This window comes from Gulosibacter sediminis (genome assembly GCF_023370115.1).
Lineage (GTDB): Bacteria > Actinomycetota > Actinomycetes > Actinomycetales > Microbacteriaceae > Gulosibacter > Gulosibacter sediminis_A.
On the sequence record NZ_CP097160.1, the window covers coordinates 2,706,400 to 2,722,562 of the forward strand.

The 16,163-nt window shown below is 67.7% G+C and carries 11 protein-coding genes and 1 tRNA gene; 4 read left to right on the plus strand and 8 right to left on the minus strand.

Annotation, left to right across the window (positions count from 1 at the left end; all coding sequences use genetic code 11):
- Positions 1-5: 5 nt before the first annotated feature.
- On the plus strand, positions 6-185 hold the full coding sequence (locus M3M28_RS12545) for a hypothetical protein (protein WP_249386783.1): 180 nt from the start codon (positions 6-8) through the stop codon (positions 183-185).
- A 7-nt stretch (positions 186-192) separates the two neighbouring features.
- Here the strand turns inward: M3M28_RS12545 and pknB are convergent, their stop codons facing one another.
- The 7 genes from pknB to M3M28_RS12580 all read right to left on the minus strand — a co-directional run bounded on the left by pknB (position 193) and on the right by M3M28_RS12580 (position 9,438).
- Entirely contained in the window at positions 193-2,028 is a 1,836-nt protein-coding gene (gene pknB / locus M3M28_RS12550) for a Stk1 family PASTA domain-containing Ser/Thr kinase (RefSeq protein ID WP_249386784.1), read from the minus strand.
- 122 nt (positions 2,029-2,150) lie between these two features.
- Positions 2,151-3,974, minus strand: a complete 1,824-nt coding sequence (locus tag M3M28_RS12555) for a serine/threonine protein kinase (RefSeq protein ID WP_249386785.1) — start codon at positions 3,972-3,974, stop codon at positions 2,151-2,153.
- Complete coding sequence (locus M3M28_RS12560) at positions 3,971-5,431, minus strand: peptidoglycan D,D-transpeptidase FtsI family protein (RefSeq protein WP_249386786.1); 1,461 nt, start codon at positions 5,429-5,431, stop codon at positions 3,971-3,973. The genes M3M28_RS12555 and M3M28_RS12560 overlap by 4 nt, the downstream gene beginning before the upstream one ends.
- Entirely contained in the window at positions 5,428-6,840 is a 1,413-nt protein-coding gene (locus M3M28_RS12565) for an FtsW/RodA/SpoVE family cell cycle protein (RefSeq protein ID WP_249386787.1), read from the minus strand. Before M3M28_RS12565 ends, M3M28_RS12560 begins: the two co-directional genes overlap by 4 nt.
- 2 nt (positions 6,841-6,842) lie before the next feature.
- Complete coding sequence (locus M3M28_RS12570; RefSeq protein ID WP_249386788.1) at positions 6,843-8,189, minus strand: PP2C family protein-serine/threonine phosphatase; 1,347 nt, start codon at positions 8,187-8,189, stop codon at positions 6,843-6,845.
- Positions 8,189-8,728: an FHA domain-containing protein FhaB/FipA gene (locus tag M3M28_RS12575; protein WP_249386789.1), complete on the minus strand. Its 540-nt coding sequence runs from the start codon at positions 8,726-8,728 to the stop codon at positions 8,189-8,191. The genes M3M28_RS12570 and M3M28_RS12575 overlap by 1 nt, the downstream gene beginning before the upstream one ends.
- Positions 8,725-9,438 carry an FhaA domain-containing protein gene (locus tag M3M28_RS12580; protein WP_249386790.1) on the minus strand — a complete coding sequence of 238 codons (714 nt, stop codon included), beginning with the start codon at positions 9,436-9,438 and terminating at the stop codon, positions 8,725-8,727. The genes M3M28_RS12575 and M3M28_RS12580 overlap by 4 nt, the downstream gene beginning before the upstream one ends.
- 118 nt (positions 9,439-9,556) lie before the next feature.
- Here M3M28_RS12580 and M3M28_RS12585 point away from each other — a divergent pair.
- Positions 9,557-9,643, plus strand: a tRNA-Leu gene (locus tag M3M28_RS12585).
- A gap of 92 nt (positions 9,644-9,735) precedes the next feature.
- On the opposite strand, the gene M3M28_RS12590 is transcribed toward M3M28_RS12585, so the two are convergent.
- Positions 9,736-11,211, minus strand: a complete 1,476-nt coding sequence (locus M3M28_RS12590; protein ID WP_249386791.1) for an HNH endonuclease signature motif containing protein — start codon at positions 11,209-11,211, stop codon at positions 9,736-9,738.
- Between the two features lie 674 nt (positions 11,212-11,885).
- Here M3M28_RS12590 and M3M28_RS12595 point away from each other — a divergent pair.
- A complete protein-coding gene (locus tag M3M28_RS12595) occupies positions 11,886-13,154 on the plus strand; it encodes an aspartate aminotransferase family protein (RefSeq protein ID WP_249386792.1) in 1,269 nt (422 codons plus the stop codon).
- 8 nt (positions 13,155-13,162) lie between these two features.
- Complete coding sequence (locus M3M28_RS12600; protein WP_249386793.1) at positions 13,163-16,096, plus strand: FAD-binding and (Fe-S)-binding domain-containing protein; 2,934 nt, start codon at positions 13,163-13,165, stop codon at positions 16,094-16,096.
- Positions 16,097-16,163: the final 67 nt, after the last annotated feature.

Sequence of the window (16,163 nt, forward strand, 5' to 3'; positions counted from 1 at the left end):
CGGAATTGTACGGAGCGCTCTGGCGAGCATTTCCCGGCCCGTGGCCGGTGAAACTGCTGTTCATGCTCGTGGTCATCGCCGCGGTGCTCGCGGCGTGCGTGCTGTGGCTTTTCCCGTGGATCGACCAGACCTTCCTGACGCCACAGGACGTCACGGTCGGTCTCGAGGCACTAACTCGGAACTAGCCGGGGTCTAGCGGTTGCCGATGCCGCCGTTATCGCCGTTGCCGTTATTGCCACCGTTGTTCGAGTCGCCCGAGTCACCAGTGTCGCCCGAGTCACCGGAGTCGCCGGTGTCCTCACTCGGCTCGGGGTCGGGCTCGGGGGCGCTGCCGGTGCAGTAGCTGAGGCCGACCTCGCTGCCTTGTGCGACCGGGCCGGGGGCGACCGACATGTTCACGACCGGGCTGCCGTCCTGCGCCTCGCAGGTGGGGAGCTCCTGGCGCACGGGCGTCAGGCCGAGATCGGTGAGTTGGCTCTCGGCGTCGGCGAGCGACTGCCCGCGTACGTCGGGCAGGGTCACGTTGCCGCTCGAGACGTAGACGTTCACCTTCGAGCCGGGCTCGACCTCGGTGTTCGCGCTCGGCTCGCTGCGGATGACCTGATCGGCGGGTACGTCGGGGGAGTCCTCGTTGATGATGGTGCCGAGCGTGAGCCCGACGTCCTCGAGGGCCGTCTTCGCCTCGGACTCGGACATACCCTCGAGCGAGGGCACGCCGATCGCATCGGGGCCGGACGAGATCGTGATGGTCACCGTGGTGTCGAGCGCGACGCTCGAGCCCTCGGGCGGCGACTGCGAGATGACCTCGCCCGCGGGCACGTCATCGCTCGCGGCATGCTCAACCCGGGCGGTGAGGCCCACGTCCTCGATCGAGGCGGTAGCCTCCTCCTCGGTCATGCCGACGACATTCGGCACGGAGGCGCTGGTTTCGGGCAGCGTCATCGGCTGCAGCAGCAGCACCCACAGCAGCACGCCGATGAGCACGGCCGCCACGAGGGTGACGGCGCCCCAGATCCACATGGCCGGAGGGCGGCGCTGCACCTGCGGGGCGCGATCGTCGTCCTCGTTCATCGAGTTGAGGGCCGACTCGGTCGCGTCGATCGCGGTCGGGCCCGCGCCAAACAGCTGCGTGGCGGCCGACTCCTCGGCGACCGAGCGCGTGTACGAGGGAGCGATGCCCTTGAACGCGTTCTGCAGGTCGGTGCGGAACTCGGCGGCGGTCTGGTAGCGGTCGTCGGCGCGCTTCGCGAGCGCCTTGGTGACCACCGCATCCAGCGCCGGGGTGACACGCGAGCTCAGCTCGCTCGCGCGACGCGGCGGCTCGGTGACGTGTTGGTAGGCGACGGCCACGGCCGAGTCGCCCTGAAAGGGCACGCGGCCCGTGAGCATCTCGTAGAGCACGATGCCGGCCGAGTAGAGGTCGCTGCGACCGTCGACGGTCTCGCCGCGGGCCTGCTCGGGCGAAAAGTAGGATGCGGTGCCGAGGATCGCGGTCGTCTGCGCAATCGTGCCGGCGGTGTCGGAGATGGCGCGGGCGATACCGAAGTCGGTGACCTTGACCTCGTCGGCCGTCGTGACCATGACGTTCGCGGGCTTGATGTCGCGGTGCACGACGCCGGCGCGGTGGGAGTACTCGAGCGAGGTGAGCAGCCCCGACATGTACTTCTCGACCTTTTCGTCGCTGAGCGGCTCCTCGGCCATGATGTCGCCGAGCTGCTTGCCGTCGATGTACTCCATGACGATGTACGGCACGACGATCTCGAAGCCGTCGGTGCGCACGAAGGTGTCCTCGCCCGCGTCAAATACGCGCACGATGGTCGGGTGCGTCATGCGCGCGGCGGCCTGCGCCTCCTGGCGGAAGCGCGTGCGGAACGAGGATTCGCCCGCGAGATTCGTGTGGAGGAGTTTGACCGCGACGTGCCGACCGAGGCGTTCATCAGTCGCTGCGTAGACCTCGGCCATTCCGCCGCGGCCAATGCGCCGTCCGATCTGGTAGCGGCCAGCGAGAGTGCGTTCTCCCTGGATCACTTGCTGAACTCCTCAGTGTTGGTGGCACCGGCTTTCCGGTGGAACGGCTGCCGCCGATCACTACAGACTGCCCAGTGTATCGACCGCGCGCATCCGCCGGGGCTCGCAGCGCGGGCAGGCCCTTATTCGCCGTCGGTATTGCTGTCGTTGGCGTTCTCGTTTGGTTGCGGCGTAGCGGAGGTACTCGGCAGCTGTTGCTGCGAATCACCTTGCTGGTCGAGGTCGAGCGACGTCTCGGGCGAGGTCGGTACGTCAGATGACGAGCACTCGGGTTGGTACGAGGCCGTGACCGACGTCGCACCGCTCGGGATGGTCGTGGTCATTGACGTCGACGACGCACCCTGGGTGTACGGCGTGGTGCCGGCGCTTCCGCCCGTCCAGGTGAGCGTGACCGTGTAGCCCGAAACGGACTGACCGGGAGGGCACTGACCGTCGAACGAGCTCCACTCGACGACGAGGTCGGTGCCGTCCTGCGTGAGGGTCGGGCCGTTCGAGGGGCCGCTGTCGACCGCCGCGACGTCGGTGTAGACCGTGACCTGCACCTCGTCGCCGACGGTGAGGTTGCCGGTCGGGTTGACGCTGATGACGGTGTCGACGTCGCTCTGGCTCTGGGCCGACTGGCCGTCGACCTTCACCGGGTTGAGGCCGAGGCCGGTCAGCTCGGCGGCCGCCTCGTCGTAGCTCATGCCCACGAACTGGCTCGACGAGATCGAGACCGTTTCGGCCTCGGTCTCGGTCGGGGTTGGCTCGGGCGTTTCGGTCTGCGTGGCCGTGGTCGTCGGCTCGGGCTCGTTGCCGTTGTTCTGCAGCAGCGCAAAGCCGAGCAGGCCGAGCGCGAGGGCGAGCAGCACGAGGGCGGCGATGAGGATCCAGCGCCAGTTGCCCGGCTTCTTCTCCTTCTCTTCCTCGGTCTCTTCTTCCTCGGCGTCGGTCGGCGCGACCTCGGCGCCCTGGCCGTTCTGGCCCATGAGTTCGTCAAAAGGGCTGTACTGCTGCGTCGCCTGCTGAGGGGCGCCGAGCACGGTCGTCGACTGCTGGTCGTTGCCGAGCAGCTGGGTCTGGTCGAGCGGGGCGGTCGCGGTACCGACGCCGAGCACCGCGGGCACGGCCTGCGCCGCCCGCTGCACGTCGCCGTCGCGGAGCGCCGCCGAGGCACGCGAGAACGCGGCCGCCGACTCCGGGCGATCCTTCGGGTCCTTCGAAATCGCCGAGATGACGAGGTTGCGCACCGGCTCGGGCACGGTCACCGGCAGGGGCGGCGGCGCGTCGTTGATGTGCGACATCGCGATCGCGACCTGCGACTCGCCCGTGAACGGGCGGCGGCCGGCGAGCGACTCGTACGCGACGATGCCGAGCGAGTAGATGTCGGTCGACGGGGTCGCCGCGTGACCCGAGGCCTGCTCGGGCGAGAGGTACTGCACCGTGCCCATGACCTGGCCGGTCGCGGTGAGCGGCACCTGGTCGGCGATGCGTGCGATGCCGAAGTCGGTGATCTTCACGCGGTGGTCGGGCGTGATGAGCAGGTTGCCGGGCTTGATGTCGCGGTGCACGAGGCCCGCGCGGTGGGCCGCGCCGAGGGCCGCCGCGGTCTGCGAGACGATGTCCATCACCTGGTCGGGCGGCAGCACGCGCTCCCGCTCGAGGATCGTCGACAGCGCCTCGCCGGGCACGAGCTCCATGACGAGGTAGGCCGAGCCGTTCTCCTCGCCGTAGTCATAGACGTTCGCGATGCCCTCGTGGTTCACGAGCGCAGCGTGCCGCGCCTCGGCGCGGAAGCGCTCGAGGAAGCCGGGGTCGCCCATGTACTCGTCCTTGAGGATCTTGATGGCGACTTGGCGACCGATGACGAGGTCGGTGGCTTCCCACACCTCGCCCATACCGCCGATGGCAATGCGGTTACCGAGTTGGTACCGATTACCGAAGGTGACTCCGTGTGCAGGCCTCATACCCCAAGCACCGCCTTAATCACTGCTGCTCCAATTGATGCCGCCAGTCCGTTTCCGGTCCCGCTTTGTCCCATGCCGCCGCCGTCTTCGAGAACGACCGCGACCGCTACCTGCTGCCCATTCGATTCGGCGAAGCCGGTGAACCAGAGCGAGTAGGCCTCGCCCTCACCGTTCTGCGCCGTACCCGTCTTACCCGCCACGTCGATGCCGGCGATCGCCGCGTTCGTCGCGGCGCCCTCGCTGACGCTACCCTGCATCATGTCGGTGAGCTTGTCGGCCGTCTCCTGCGAGATCGGCGTGCCGTAGCTGCTCACCTGCGGGCCCTGAATCTCGTCGAGGTTCGGTGTGAGCACGCTGTCGACGACCGTCGGGTTCATGAGCTCGCCGCCGTTGGAGATGGCAGCCGAGACCATGGCCATCTGCAGCGGCGTCGCGCGCACGTCGAACTGGCCGAAGCCGGTGAGTGCGGTCTGCGCGTCGTCGAGCTCGTCGGTTGGGTACTGCGACGGCGTCGATTCCATCGGAATCTCGAAGCTGTCGTTGAAGCCGAACGCCTCTGCCATCTCGCGAATCTTCTCGTCGCCGAGCTTCACCGCGAGCTGCGCGAACGGGATGTTGCACGACAGTTCGAGGGCCGTCTTCAGGTTGGTCTTCTCGCCGCTGCCGCACTTGGCGCCGTGCGAGGGGTTGTAGATGACCGAGCTCGAACCGGGCAGCTCCCACTCGGTGGGGTTGTCGAGCTCCGTGTCGGGTTCGACGATGCCCGCCTCGAGGGCTGCCGCCGCGACGACGATCTTGAAGACCGAGCCCGGCGGGTTGAGATTGCCGGCGATCGCGCGGTTGAAGAGCGGGTTCGAGGGGTCGTTGAGCAGCGCGTTGTATGCGTCGATGACCTCTTGGTCGTCGTGCATCGCGAGCGAGTTCGGGTCGTATGTCGGCTTCGAGACCATCGCCAGGATAGCGCCGGTTTCGGGGTCGATCGCGATGACCGCGCCCTGCATGTCGCCGAGCGCATCCCAGGCCGCCTGCTGCGCATCCGGGTCGATCGTGACCTCGACCGCCGCGCCGGCGGGCGAGCTGCCGGTGAACATGGCCTGAAGGCTCGTGAAGAACTGCGAGTCGGAGCGGCCCGAGAGCTCGGCGTTCATCGCCGACTCGAGGCCGGTCGCGCCCTGGTTGGCCGAGTAGTAGCCGGTGATCGGCGCGTAGAGGGCGCCGTTCTCGTAGACCCGCTGGTACTTGTACTGCGTGCCGTCGGCCTCGGACTGCACGATCGGCGTGCCGTCGATGAGGATCGGCCCGCGCTGCGTTTCGTAGCTCGCGAGCAGCACGCGCGTGTTGCGGCCGTCGGCGGCGAGTTGCGGGGCCTGGAAAACCTGGATGTACGTCGACGAGCCGAAGAGCGCGAGGAACATCGCGAGCAGGATGATGCCGATGGCGCGGATGTTCTTACTCATGCGGATGCCCCCTCTCGGTTCGGTGTCGGATTGCTGGCGTACATCTCGGTGGCGGTCGCGCCCGCCTGGCTGCTGCGAATCGTGTCGCTCAGACGCAGCAGGATCGCAATGATGATCCAGTTGGCCAGGAGACTCGAACCACCCGCCGCGAGGAAGGGCGCGGTGAGGCCCGTGAGCGGAATCACACGCGTCACACCACCAATAACGATAAACACCTGCAACCCGATGACGAACGAGAGGCCCGTCGCGAGCAGGCGACCGAAGTCGTCGCCGCCGAGGTGACCGATGCGCAGGCCGCGGGCGACGATGATCAGGTACATCGCGAGAATCGCGAAGAGGCCCGCGAGGCCGAGCTCTTCACCGAGCGCCGAGATGATGAAGTCGCTCTCGGCGAGCGGCGTCAGGTCGGGGCGGCCCTGGCCGAGGCCGGTGCCGATGAGCCCGCCGTTGCCGAGGCCGAACAGGCCCTGCACGAGCTGGTAGCTGCCGCCGCTCGCCTCGTAGAGGCCCGGGTCGAACGGGTGCAGCCACGCGTAGATGCGGTTGCCGACGTAGCTCATGTTCATGGCCGCGACGGTGCCGCCGCCGAGGAACAGGAGCAGACCGATGATGACCCACGAGATGCGCCCGGTCGAGACGAAGATCATCACGAGGAATAGGCCGAAGTAGAGCAGCGAGGTGCCGAGGTCGCGCTGGAACACGAGCACGCCCATGCAGAAGGCCCAGACGATGAGGATCGGGCCGAGGTCGCGCATCCGCGGCAGGCGCAGGCCGAGGAACTTGCGGCTCACCATCGAGAGTGAGTCGCGGGCCGTCACGAGGTAGCCGGCGAAGAAGATCGCGAGGGTGATCTTTGCGATCTCACCGGGCTGGAAGTTGAAGGGGCCGACCGAGATCCACACGCGCGCGTTCGCGCCGGTTGCGGCGAGGCCCGGGATGAGCGGCAGCACGAGTAGGATCAGCGACACCGCGCCGAAGAGGTAGGTGTAGCGCTGCAGCACGCGGTGATTGCGTAGCGCGATGAGCACGGCGATGGCGATCGCGATGGCGAGGCCCGTGTAGACGATCTGCGAGATCGCTTGGGTGCCCGGCTGCTCGGGGTTGTCGGCGAGGTCGAGCCGGTAGATCATCGTGATGCCGAGGCCATTGATCGTCGTGGCGAGCGGCAGCAGGAACGGGTCGGCGCGGGGGGCGCGGAAGCGCAGCACGATGTGCACGCCGAGCGTCAGCACGAGCAGCGCGCCGAAGAGCGTGACGACGTGCCAGTCGAACGTGTTGTTGACGCCGAGCTGCACCTGCAGCAGCGCGCCGAGCACGATGATGTAGGCGACGACGAGGAACCCGAGCTCCATGTTGCGCAGGCCCTGGCGCCGCTCGCGGCGGCCGGTGATCTGGGCGGGTGCCGTCATGGTCACTCACCTCCCGACGTGGCGGATGCGGTGGCCGAGGAGGTCGCGGTCGGCGTCGGCGTGCTCGTCGGTACCGGCGTCGCCTCCTCTTCGGGCTGGGTGGGGGCCGTGCCGTTGATGAGCCGTTCGACGAGGTCCTGTGCCTCGGCGAGGGTGGCGAAGGCGATCGTGCCTGTAACCTGCGAACGCTGGTAGGGGTTCAGGTCGTCGACCGAGAGGTCGGTTTCGTCGATGACCTCAGAGAGTTCGAACGAGCCGATGTTCGCGTTGACCCCCTGGTAGATCGCGACGTTGCCGTTGTATTCGCCGACGTAGTAGCGCGTTTGCGTCCAGCTGTAGACGAGCGCGCTCGCGCCGACCATGACGGCGATGAGCAGTACGACGGCGGCCGACCAGGTGATGCGCCGCATGAGGCGGAAGCGCTTCTCCTCGGCGAGGATGCGGTTGAACATCTCGTCGGTCGGGGCCGCGAACTCTTCGTTCTCGGGCCGGGCCGCGAGCTTGCGGCGTGACTGCAGCACGTCGGGCAGCAGGCGCTTGACGCGCTTCGGGGCGTTCGAGGCATAGCGCATCGGGTTGACGGCGGCGCCGACAACCTTGGGCTTGATGCTCTCGAGCGGCTTCTCGCCGATCTCGAGCACGACCACGGTGACGTTGTCGGGGGCGCCGTTGTCGAGCGCGAGCTGCACGAGGTCGTCGCCAACCTCGCGCGATGACTCGACCTTGCGCGCGAGCACCTCGGCGATCTGGGCTTCGTCGACGTAGCTCGAGAGGCCGTCAGAACAGAGCAACCAGCGGTCGCCGTCGACGGCGGGCACGACGTAGGTGTCGACGTCGGGCGCCGTTTCGACGTCGCCGAGCACACGCATGAGCACCGAGCGGCGCGGGTGCACGAGCGCCTCTTCGGGCGTGATGCGGCCGGCGTCGACGAGGCGCTGCACGAAGGTGTGGTCGACCGTCACCTGTTTGAGCTCGCCCGAGTGGTAGCGGTAGACGCGCGAGTCGCCGATGTGGCCGATGACCATTTCGTCGCCGATGCGCGTGATGACGTCGGCGGTCGTGCCCATCCCCTTGAGTTCGGCGTGGGTGCGTGCCGCGTCGACGATGAGCTCGTTCGCCTCGTGGAGGAGTGCCGTCAGGCCCTCCTGTGCCTCCGAGACCGAGGTGAATTGCACGTCGTGCTCGGCGAGGAACTTGACCGCGATGGAGGACGCGACGTCACCGCCCGCGTGGCCGCCCATCCCGTCGGCAACGGCGTGAATGTGCTTGCCGACGAGGCCAGAGTCCTGGTTGTTCGACCGGACTCGACCCACGTGCGACACCGCGCCGGCGCGTACGATCTGCGGCATTAGCGAAGCTCAAAGGTGGTCGTGCCGATTCGCACAACGGTGCCCCGGCGAATTTCCACGGGCTGCGAAACACGCTCGTCGTTGACGTACGTGCCGTTGGTCGAATCGAGGTCCTGCACCATCCAGGTGTCGTTCCACTTGAGCAGGCGGGCGTGGCGGGTCGACGTGTAGTCGTCCTGGATGCGCAGGTCGGCGTCGGGCGAACGGCCGATGAGCAGCGGTTGGTCGCTGAGCTTGATCTCGGTGCCGCGGCGCGGGCCCGAGGTGAGCACGACCTTCTCGAAGGTGGCCGGGCCCTGCGGTTGCGCCTGCTGAGGGCGCGGAGCCTGGGCCGCTGCTGGCGTGGGCGCCGCGGCGGGAACGGGCTGCGGCTGCGGGGCAGTGCCCTGCTGTCGCGACTGCTCCATCGCGCGCTGATAGTCGCGTGAACGCGAGCCGAACAGGTCGCTGCGCAGGGCGTAGATGATCGAGAAGATGAAGATCCACATGATCGCCAGGAACACCAGGCGCAGCACCAGCAGGGTCAGTTCGCCGCTCATTGCATGCCTCCTGGTCGTTGCAGATAGCCCGTGTCATCGCTCGGTGAGGCTTGCGGCACCACCTGGAAATAGAGCTGGGTGCGGCCAATCTCAATGAGCGAGCCGGTCTCGAGTGCCGCTTGCGAGACGCGCCGGGCATTGAGCTTGGTGCCGTTCGTCGAGCCGAGGTCGCGCACGCCGGCGCGCTGGCCATCCCACACCACTTCGGCGTGGCGGCGCGATGCCCCGCCGTCGTCGATGGTGATGTCGGCGTCGCTGCCGCGGCCGATCACGTTGCTGCCCTGGTGCAGCGTGTAGCGGCGGCCGTTGACGTCGAGCACCGGAGTCCAGTCGACACGGCCTTCGACGCTGCGCGACTCGATGTTGAGCTGGCCCTCGCTGAGCGAATCGTCTTGAAGCAGCTTCACCGAGAGGCCACCGGCGAACTGATAGTGCTGCCGACTCGCGTGCTGCTCAATTTCCTGCACGAGAGTGCTGGTGAGCGAGTCACCGAGGCCGGCGAGCCGGTCGTAGTCGGCGGGGGAAACGATGACGTGAAAGCGGTTGGGCACGAGGATGCGTTCGCGCGACACGATCGAGGCGCGCGTGTCGCATTCGCGCTTGAGCGCGGCGACGATTTCGACAGGCTGCAGGCCAGATTTGAACGTCTTGGCAAACGCGCCGTTGAAGGCGCGCTCCAGCCCCCGTTCAAATTTGTCAAGAATTCCCACACTGTCTCCTACGTACGAGGTCTACCGTTGGCATAGTAGTGGCCGAGTATGAGTTGCGTGTGCCGTCCTCGCCTACTCGTGACGATTGCGCCCGGATTATGGTAGGGTCGTTCCTTGCGCGCGAGTGGCGGAATTGGTAGACGCGCACGGTTCAGGTCCGTGTGCTCGTGAGGGCGTGGGGGTTCAAGTCCCCCCTCGCGCACCAGATAAAAGTCGCAAGGCATCGTTGATTCGGTGACTTGCGACTTTCTGGTTTTCCTCCCGGATGCGCGCCCCGGAGAGAACGGCACGGGCCCGCTAGAACGGGGCGGGGTCGTTGACCGCGTCATAGCCCTGATCCTCGACTGGCCTGAAGATCGGCCCCACCGGGACTGGTTCGACCGTGACCCATTCGCCGCGTGGGGTTCGCCACCTGACTTTGCCGCCACCGAGTTGTTCGCATTCCCACGGACGCTGATGTTTCAGCGTGTGGTGTTTTGGACAGAGGTGTCCCAGGTTTTCGACATCGGTGTTGCCGCCCGCGGCCCACGGTTTCGTGTGATCAAGTTCGCTTTGATGCGCGGGTCTGCGACAACCCGGGAACAAACACACTTGATCCCTCGCTTGCAGGAACCGTCGCATCGATGGCGTCGGAGTACGCGAATCGACGGTCAACACGTGCCCGGTGATCGGGTCGGTGAGGATTCGTTGGAAGCATTTCGCCTTGGAGGCCATGTCGCGGGCCTCGGTCATGCTGACCGGCATCATCCCGTTCAATGTCGCGACATCACGCGGTGCGTCCGGGTTGAGGAGGTTCATGACCGGCATGACGATGCTCACCGTCGCGGTCACCCGCGAGCGACCCTTGGCGTCGTACTCGCCCATGCTCTGCGGCGTCGTGGTGAGGAAGGTCTCGACGAACAGGTCGGCCATCAACTGGCGCACCGTGCGGGGATCTTCGATGAACTCGGCATCTGCAGGGGAGAGCGCTTCCCCGCGTGCCTGTGCGTCGCGGACGCGGCGCCGGTGTTCGTCGGCCTCGGTCACGTGCTCCTCACGGAGCGCTTTGGCTTGCTGGTGCATGAGGTCGTACATCGCGTGGGCTTGCAGGGTCGGGACGTCGGCGGTGATGCGGGACATGCCGAAGTCGCGGTCTTCGATCGTGACGTGGCGTGCTTGGTATTCGTGCTCGAACGCGGCCTCAAACTCTTCGGCCCCGAACGCGGCCGCGAGTTTCCGCGCGAACGCGTCCGTGTCCGAGACCGTCTCGCCTTTCGCGAACTCGAGCACCTTGCTCGCGTAGTCATCGCGGCGCGCGTCGGGCACGATGCCCGCATGCCGCAACAGCGCGCGGGCGTGCCGCATGGTCACTTCGGCTTCGCGGAGTGGGTCGAGCCACACAACAAAATCGGTGCCGAGGCGGTGCGCGTCATACGCCCGGTTCAGGAGCGCGGTGTCGGACTCGTTCGTGTGAATCCCGAACTCGGCCACGATCGACCGCAGGTTCAACCGCAGCAAATCGTCGGGACTCGCCACCGAGGTACGTTCCTGCAGTTGCGCGTAGGTGCGGTGCTCTGCGACGGCGTAGGCCTGCGCGAGCCCCATCATCTTCATGTACGCGCCGACTTGTTCGAGTTTCGCCCCGTTCAACACCATGCCCTCAATTGCCGCGAGCGCGTCATTGAGCCCGTCGGTCTCGGGAGGAGGGGTGGTGCCGTCTGGCCGGTGCTTCGGTGCACGACGCATCGACTCATCAGCAGAGTCGAAGCCGGGTGGGGGAGTCGTTGCGGTCATCGGGCGTCAGCTCCTCGAAGGTGCGTCAATGCGGGGAACCGTTGTCGTAAGTATATACGCTCGCTCGTGAAACTGGAAAGGAACAAATGTGCTAATACTGCCAGGTTGGATGTTCGATTGTTCGAGCATGGGCGGGCCGGTTTGGGCTCAAGTTCACTGTGGCATGAGCCACCGACATCGCTGTGGCGCTCTGCCGGAATGGAGCGGGAGCGGGGTCTCTGATGGCGTTGCTCAGACCATGCCGCTTCGACATGGTTGCGCCGGCAGGGTTGAATGCGGCGGTTGTGGGGAGGGGCTGTCCAAATCAATAGGAACATGACCCGCCGGTCCCGCTTGCTCGCTGGCCTACCTACGCGGCTTGCTCGCGGCCGGACGCTCCTCTCCTGGTTGCTTGCCTACTGACGCTCGTGTGTGCCGGTGCCCTCGCATCCATACTCAATCGCCGCCGGACCACTCGCGCCAAGCACTTCAATAGCTGACTGGCTTGCCTGCCACCTCGTAAATCGCGTTCCGCTCGACGTGACCATTCCGTGAGGCGCCCATCCTCCGGCAGACCGCCCGCTGTGACCGCATCCAAGCAATTGCCCGCAAAGTCTTACTGTTATACAGTTGCTCAGAATCCGATCGGACCCTCGATACGTGCAAGTACCGGGAGCGACACAAAGGAGTAGGAAATGGCGCAGATCAGCCCCATCGTGAAGCAGGCCACCCCGGTGATCGTCGACAGGGCCGAGGGCAACTGGATCGTCGGCACCGACGGCGTGCGCTACCTCGACTTCACTTCCGGCATCGGCGTCACCTCGACCGGTCACTGTCATCCGCGCGTCGTCGAGGCCGCCCGCGCGCAGATCGGCAACGTCATCCACGCCCAGGCGACGACCGTGATGCACAAGCCCCTCCTCGAACTCACCGAGAAGCTCAGCGACTACCTACCCGAAAACCTCGACTCCGTCTTCTATGCAAACTCCGGCGCAGAGGCCGTCGAGGGCGCGCTGCGCCTCGCGCGCCAGGCGACCAACCGGCCGAACATCATCGCGTTCCAGGGCGGCTTCCACGGCCGCACCTCGGGCGCCTCGAGCATCACGACCGCGGGCACGAAGTTCCGCAACAACACGGTGCCGCTCATGGGCGGCGTCGTGATCGCGCCGTTCCCCTACGCGTACCGGCTCGGCATGAGCGAGGCGGATGCGGTGCGCTTCGCCCTGCGCGAGCTCGACTACCTCTTCGCCACCACCACGAGCCCGAGCGAGGTTGCCGCCTTCATCATCGAGCCCGTTCTCGGCGACGGCGGCTACATCCCGGTGCCCGTCGAGTTCCTGCGCGGCATCGAGGAGCGCGCCCGCAAGCACGGCATCGTGCTCATCGTTGACGAGATTCAGTCGGGGGTGGGCCGCACCGGCGCGTTCTGGGCGCACACGCGCTCGGGCATCTCGCCAGACATCCTGATCACCGCGAAGGGCATCGCCTCGGGCTTCCCGATCTCGGCGATCGCCGCAAGCAAGGAGCTCATGTCCAAGGGCCTGCCCGGCTCGCAGGGCGGCACCTACGGCGGCAACGCCGTCGCGGCGGCGGCGGCCATCGAGACCCTCGACGTCATCGACGACGAGCAGCTCGTGCACAACTCGGCCGAGCGCGGCGAGCAGCTGCAGGCCGGCCTCAAGCGCATCCAGGAGCGCTTCCCAGTCATCGGCGACGTGCGCGGGCTCGGCCTCATGCAGGCGATCGAGTTCACGACGCCAGATGGCGAGGCCGACGCCGCCACGGCGGCGGCCGTCCAGCAGGGCGCCGTCGCCGAGGAGCTCCTGCTGCTGCCGTGCGGCCCGCTGGGTAATGTGATCCGCATCGTCCCGGCACTCACGGTGAGCGCCGAGGAGGTCGACCTCGCGCTCGAGCGCCTTGAGCGCACCCTCGCGAAGGTCGTCACGCCCGCCTACGCGAACTAGGACCAACCATGCCCGTCATCGAGGAGCGCGCGACCCGCGCCGCCGAACTGCAGCACCGGCTCGAGGCCGCAGGAATCGAGGTCGACGCATCCGAGCATCGTCGCCAGGCCTATTCCTACGACGCCTCGAACTATCGCGTGCGCCCGACCCTCGTTGCGTTCCCCCGAACCATCGACGAGTTGCGCGAGCTGCTGCGGGCGGGGGCCGAGACCGGGCATCCCGTCACCACGCGTGGCGGGGGCACCTCGATGGCGGGCAACGCCGTGGGCGAAGGCATCGTCGTCGACTTCTCGCGGCGCATGACCGCGGTCGACGAGATCGATCTCGAGTCGAACACCGTCTGGGTCGACGCGGGGGTCATTCTCGGCGAGCTGCGCGCGCAGGTGGAGCGCGCATCCGCCGGCAAACTCACGTTCGCGCCCGACCCCTCGTCACTCACCCGCGCCACGATCGGCGGGGCGATCGGCAACGACGCCTGCGGCAACCACTCGGTCGAGTACGGCCGCATGTCGCACCACGTCGTCGAGGTCGAGCTGCTCACGGCTGACGGCGCGCACCTGCTCGCCTCGGAGGGCGGCGTGCGCAGCGCCGACCCGACGCACCGACCTTCGATCGCCCGCGCGGTCGAGCTGAACGAAGCCCTGAGCGAGCTCGCGAACTCGAACCTCGCGGCCCTCCGGCTCGAGCTGCAGACGATTCCGCGCCAGGTTTCGGGCTACCACCTCGGCAACCTGCTGCCCGAAAACGGCTTCAACATCGCCCGCGCGCTCGCGGGCAGCGAGGGCACCTGCGCGATCATCCTGCGGGCGCGAGTCTCGCTCGTGCCGAAGCCCGGCCCGACCGCGCTGCTCTGCGTCGGCTACGCGAACACCGTCGACTCGGCGCGCGACGTCATGACGATGCTCGAGCACAAGCCGAGCGCGATCGAGGGCCTCAACAGCGCGATCGTCGACATCATGCGCCACCGCCGCGGCGAGGCGAGCGTGAGCTCGCTGCCCGCCGGCGACGCCTACGTCATGGTCGAGTTCTCGGCCGACACCATCGAAGCCGCCGCCGACAAGTGCACCGCGCTGCTCGAGCGACTGCGCGAGCGCGGCCTCGTGCAAGACCACGTCATCGCCACCGAGCCGGCCGAGCGCGCGAAGCTCTGGCGCGTGCGCGAAGACGGCGCGGGACTCTCGTCGAAGCGCCTCGACGACGTGCAGACCTGGCCCGGCTGGGAAGACTCGGCCGTCGCACCGCACAACCTCGCCGACTACCTCGCCGAGCTCCTCCCCGTCATCGACGAGCACGGCTACACGGCCTCGATGTACGGCCACTTCGGCGCGGGCTGCGTGCACATGCGCCTCGACTTCGAGCTGCGCACCGAGGCCGGTCGCGCGAATTTCGACTCGTTCATGCGCCGTGCCGCCGAGATCGTCGTGCGCCACGGCGGCTCGCTCTCGGGCGAGCACGGCGACGGCCGCGCCCGCAGCGCGCTGCTCGACGTCATGTACTCGCCCGAGATCATGCAGCTCTTCGCCCGGTTCAAGCGGGCGTGGGACCCGGAAAACCTGCTCAACCCCGGCATCATCGTCGACGCGGTGCCGTACACCGACGACCTCGTGCTCGACGGGCTGCCGGCGCCGACGCTGCTGCCGACCCCGCGCATCCGCACCGCAGGCGAGCCGGATGCGCGCGACGGCCACGCGCACGAGCTCGGCACGTTCGTGGGCAACGCCCACGCGTGTATCGGCGTCGGCCGCTGCCGGTCGACCACCGGCCGCTTCATGTGCCCGAGCTACCGGGCCACGAAGGACGAAAAGGACTCGACCCGTGGCCGTGCCCGCGTGCTGCAGGAGCTCGCGCGCGGCCAGGGCAGCAGCGCCGGCGGATGGGCGAAGCCGGAGGTGCGCGAGGCGCTCGACCTCTGCCTCTCGTGCAAGGCGTGCTCGACCGACTGCCCGACCGGCGTCGACATGGCCGAGGCCAAGTCGGAGCTCATGCAGGACCACTACCGCGGCAAGCTGCGGCCGTTCACGCACTACTCGATCGGCTGGCTGCCGCGCTGGCTGCCGCTCATCACGCGCGTGAGCGCGCTCGCGAACGTCGGCGCGAAGCTGAAGCCGCTGCGCTGGCTCGGCGAGCGACTCGGCATCAGCGCCCGCCGCCGACTGCCAGCGTTTGCGCGCCACACGGACCTCACGCGCCGGGTCGCCGAGGCGAAGTTCAGCGACAACGCCGACGTGCTCGTGTTTGCCGACAGCTTCACGAAGGCGTTCCGGCCCGAGGTGATTCCGGCCGCGGCGCGCGTGCTGCGCTCGACCGGCGCCGAGGTCGGCTGCACCGCCGACGCCTGCTGCGGCCTCACCTGGGTCTCGACCGGCCAGCGCGACGGCGCGACCAAACGCCTCGCGAACCTCGTCGACACGCTCGACGACGGCACCGAGCGCGACATCGTCGTGCTCGAGCCGAGCTGTGCCGCGACGATCCGCGACGAGGCACCGAAGCTCGTCGGCGGGGATGCGGCCGAGCGGGTCGCGCGCCGCGTGCGGTCGTTCTCGGTGGCGGTCGACGAGGCGATGGCCGGGGGCTGGGTGCCCGAGGCAACGCCGCCCGAGCGCGCGGTCGTGCAGACGCACTGCCACGAGCATGCGGTGTTCGGCTCGCAGTCGCAGCGCCGGGTGCTCGGCAAGTGGGGCGTCGCCGACGTTTCGGAGTCGTCGTCGTGCTGCGGCGTCGCCGGCAACTTCGGCTTCGAGGCCGAGCACTTCGACGTGTCGATGCAGGTCGCCGAGCACTCGATCATCCCTGCGCTCGAGCGGGGCGGCGAGGGCGCGCTCGTGCTCACCGACGGCTTCAGCTGCACCATGCAGGTGTCGCAGATCGACCCCGCGCGCGAGACCGAGCACCTCGCCATCGCGATGGATCCCGAGGGAGCCCGCCCGGCGCATCCCGCCTGATTGACAGGAATACCGCCTAACAGTGACGCATTTTTAACTAGGGTCGAGTACTGAGCCCCGAGGAGTC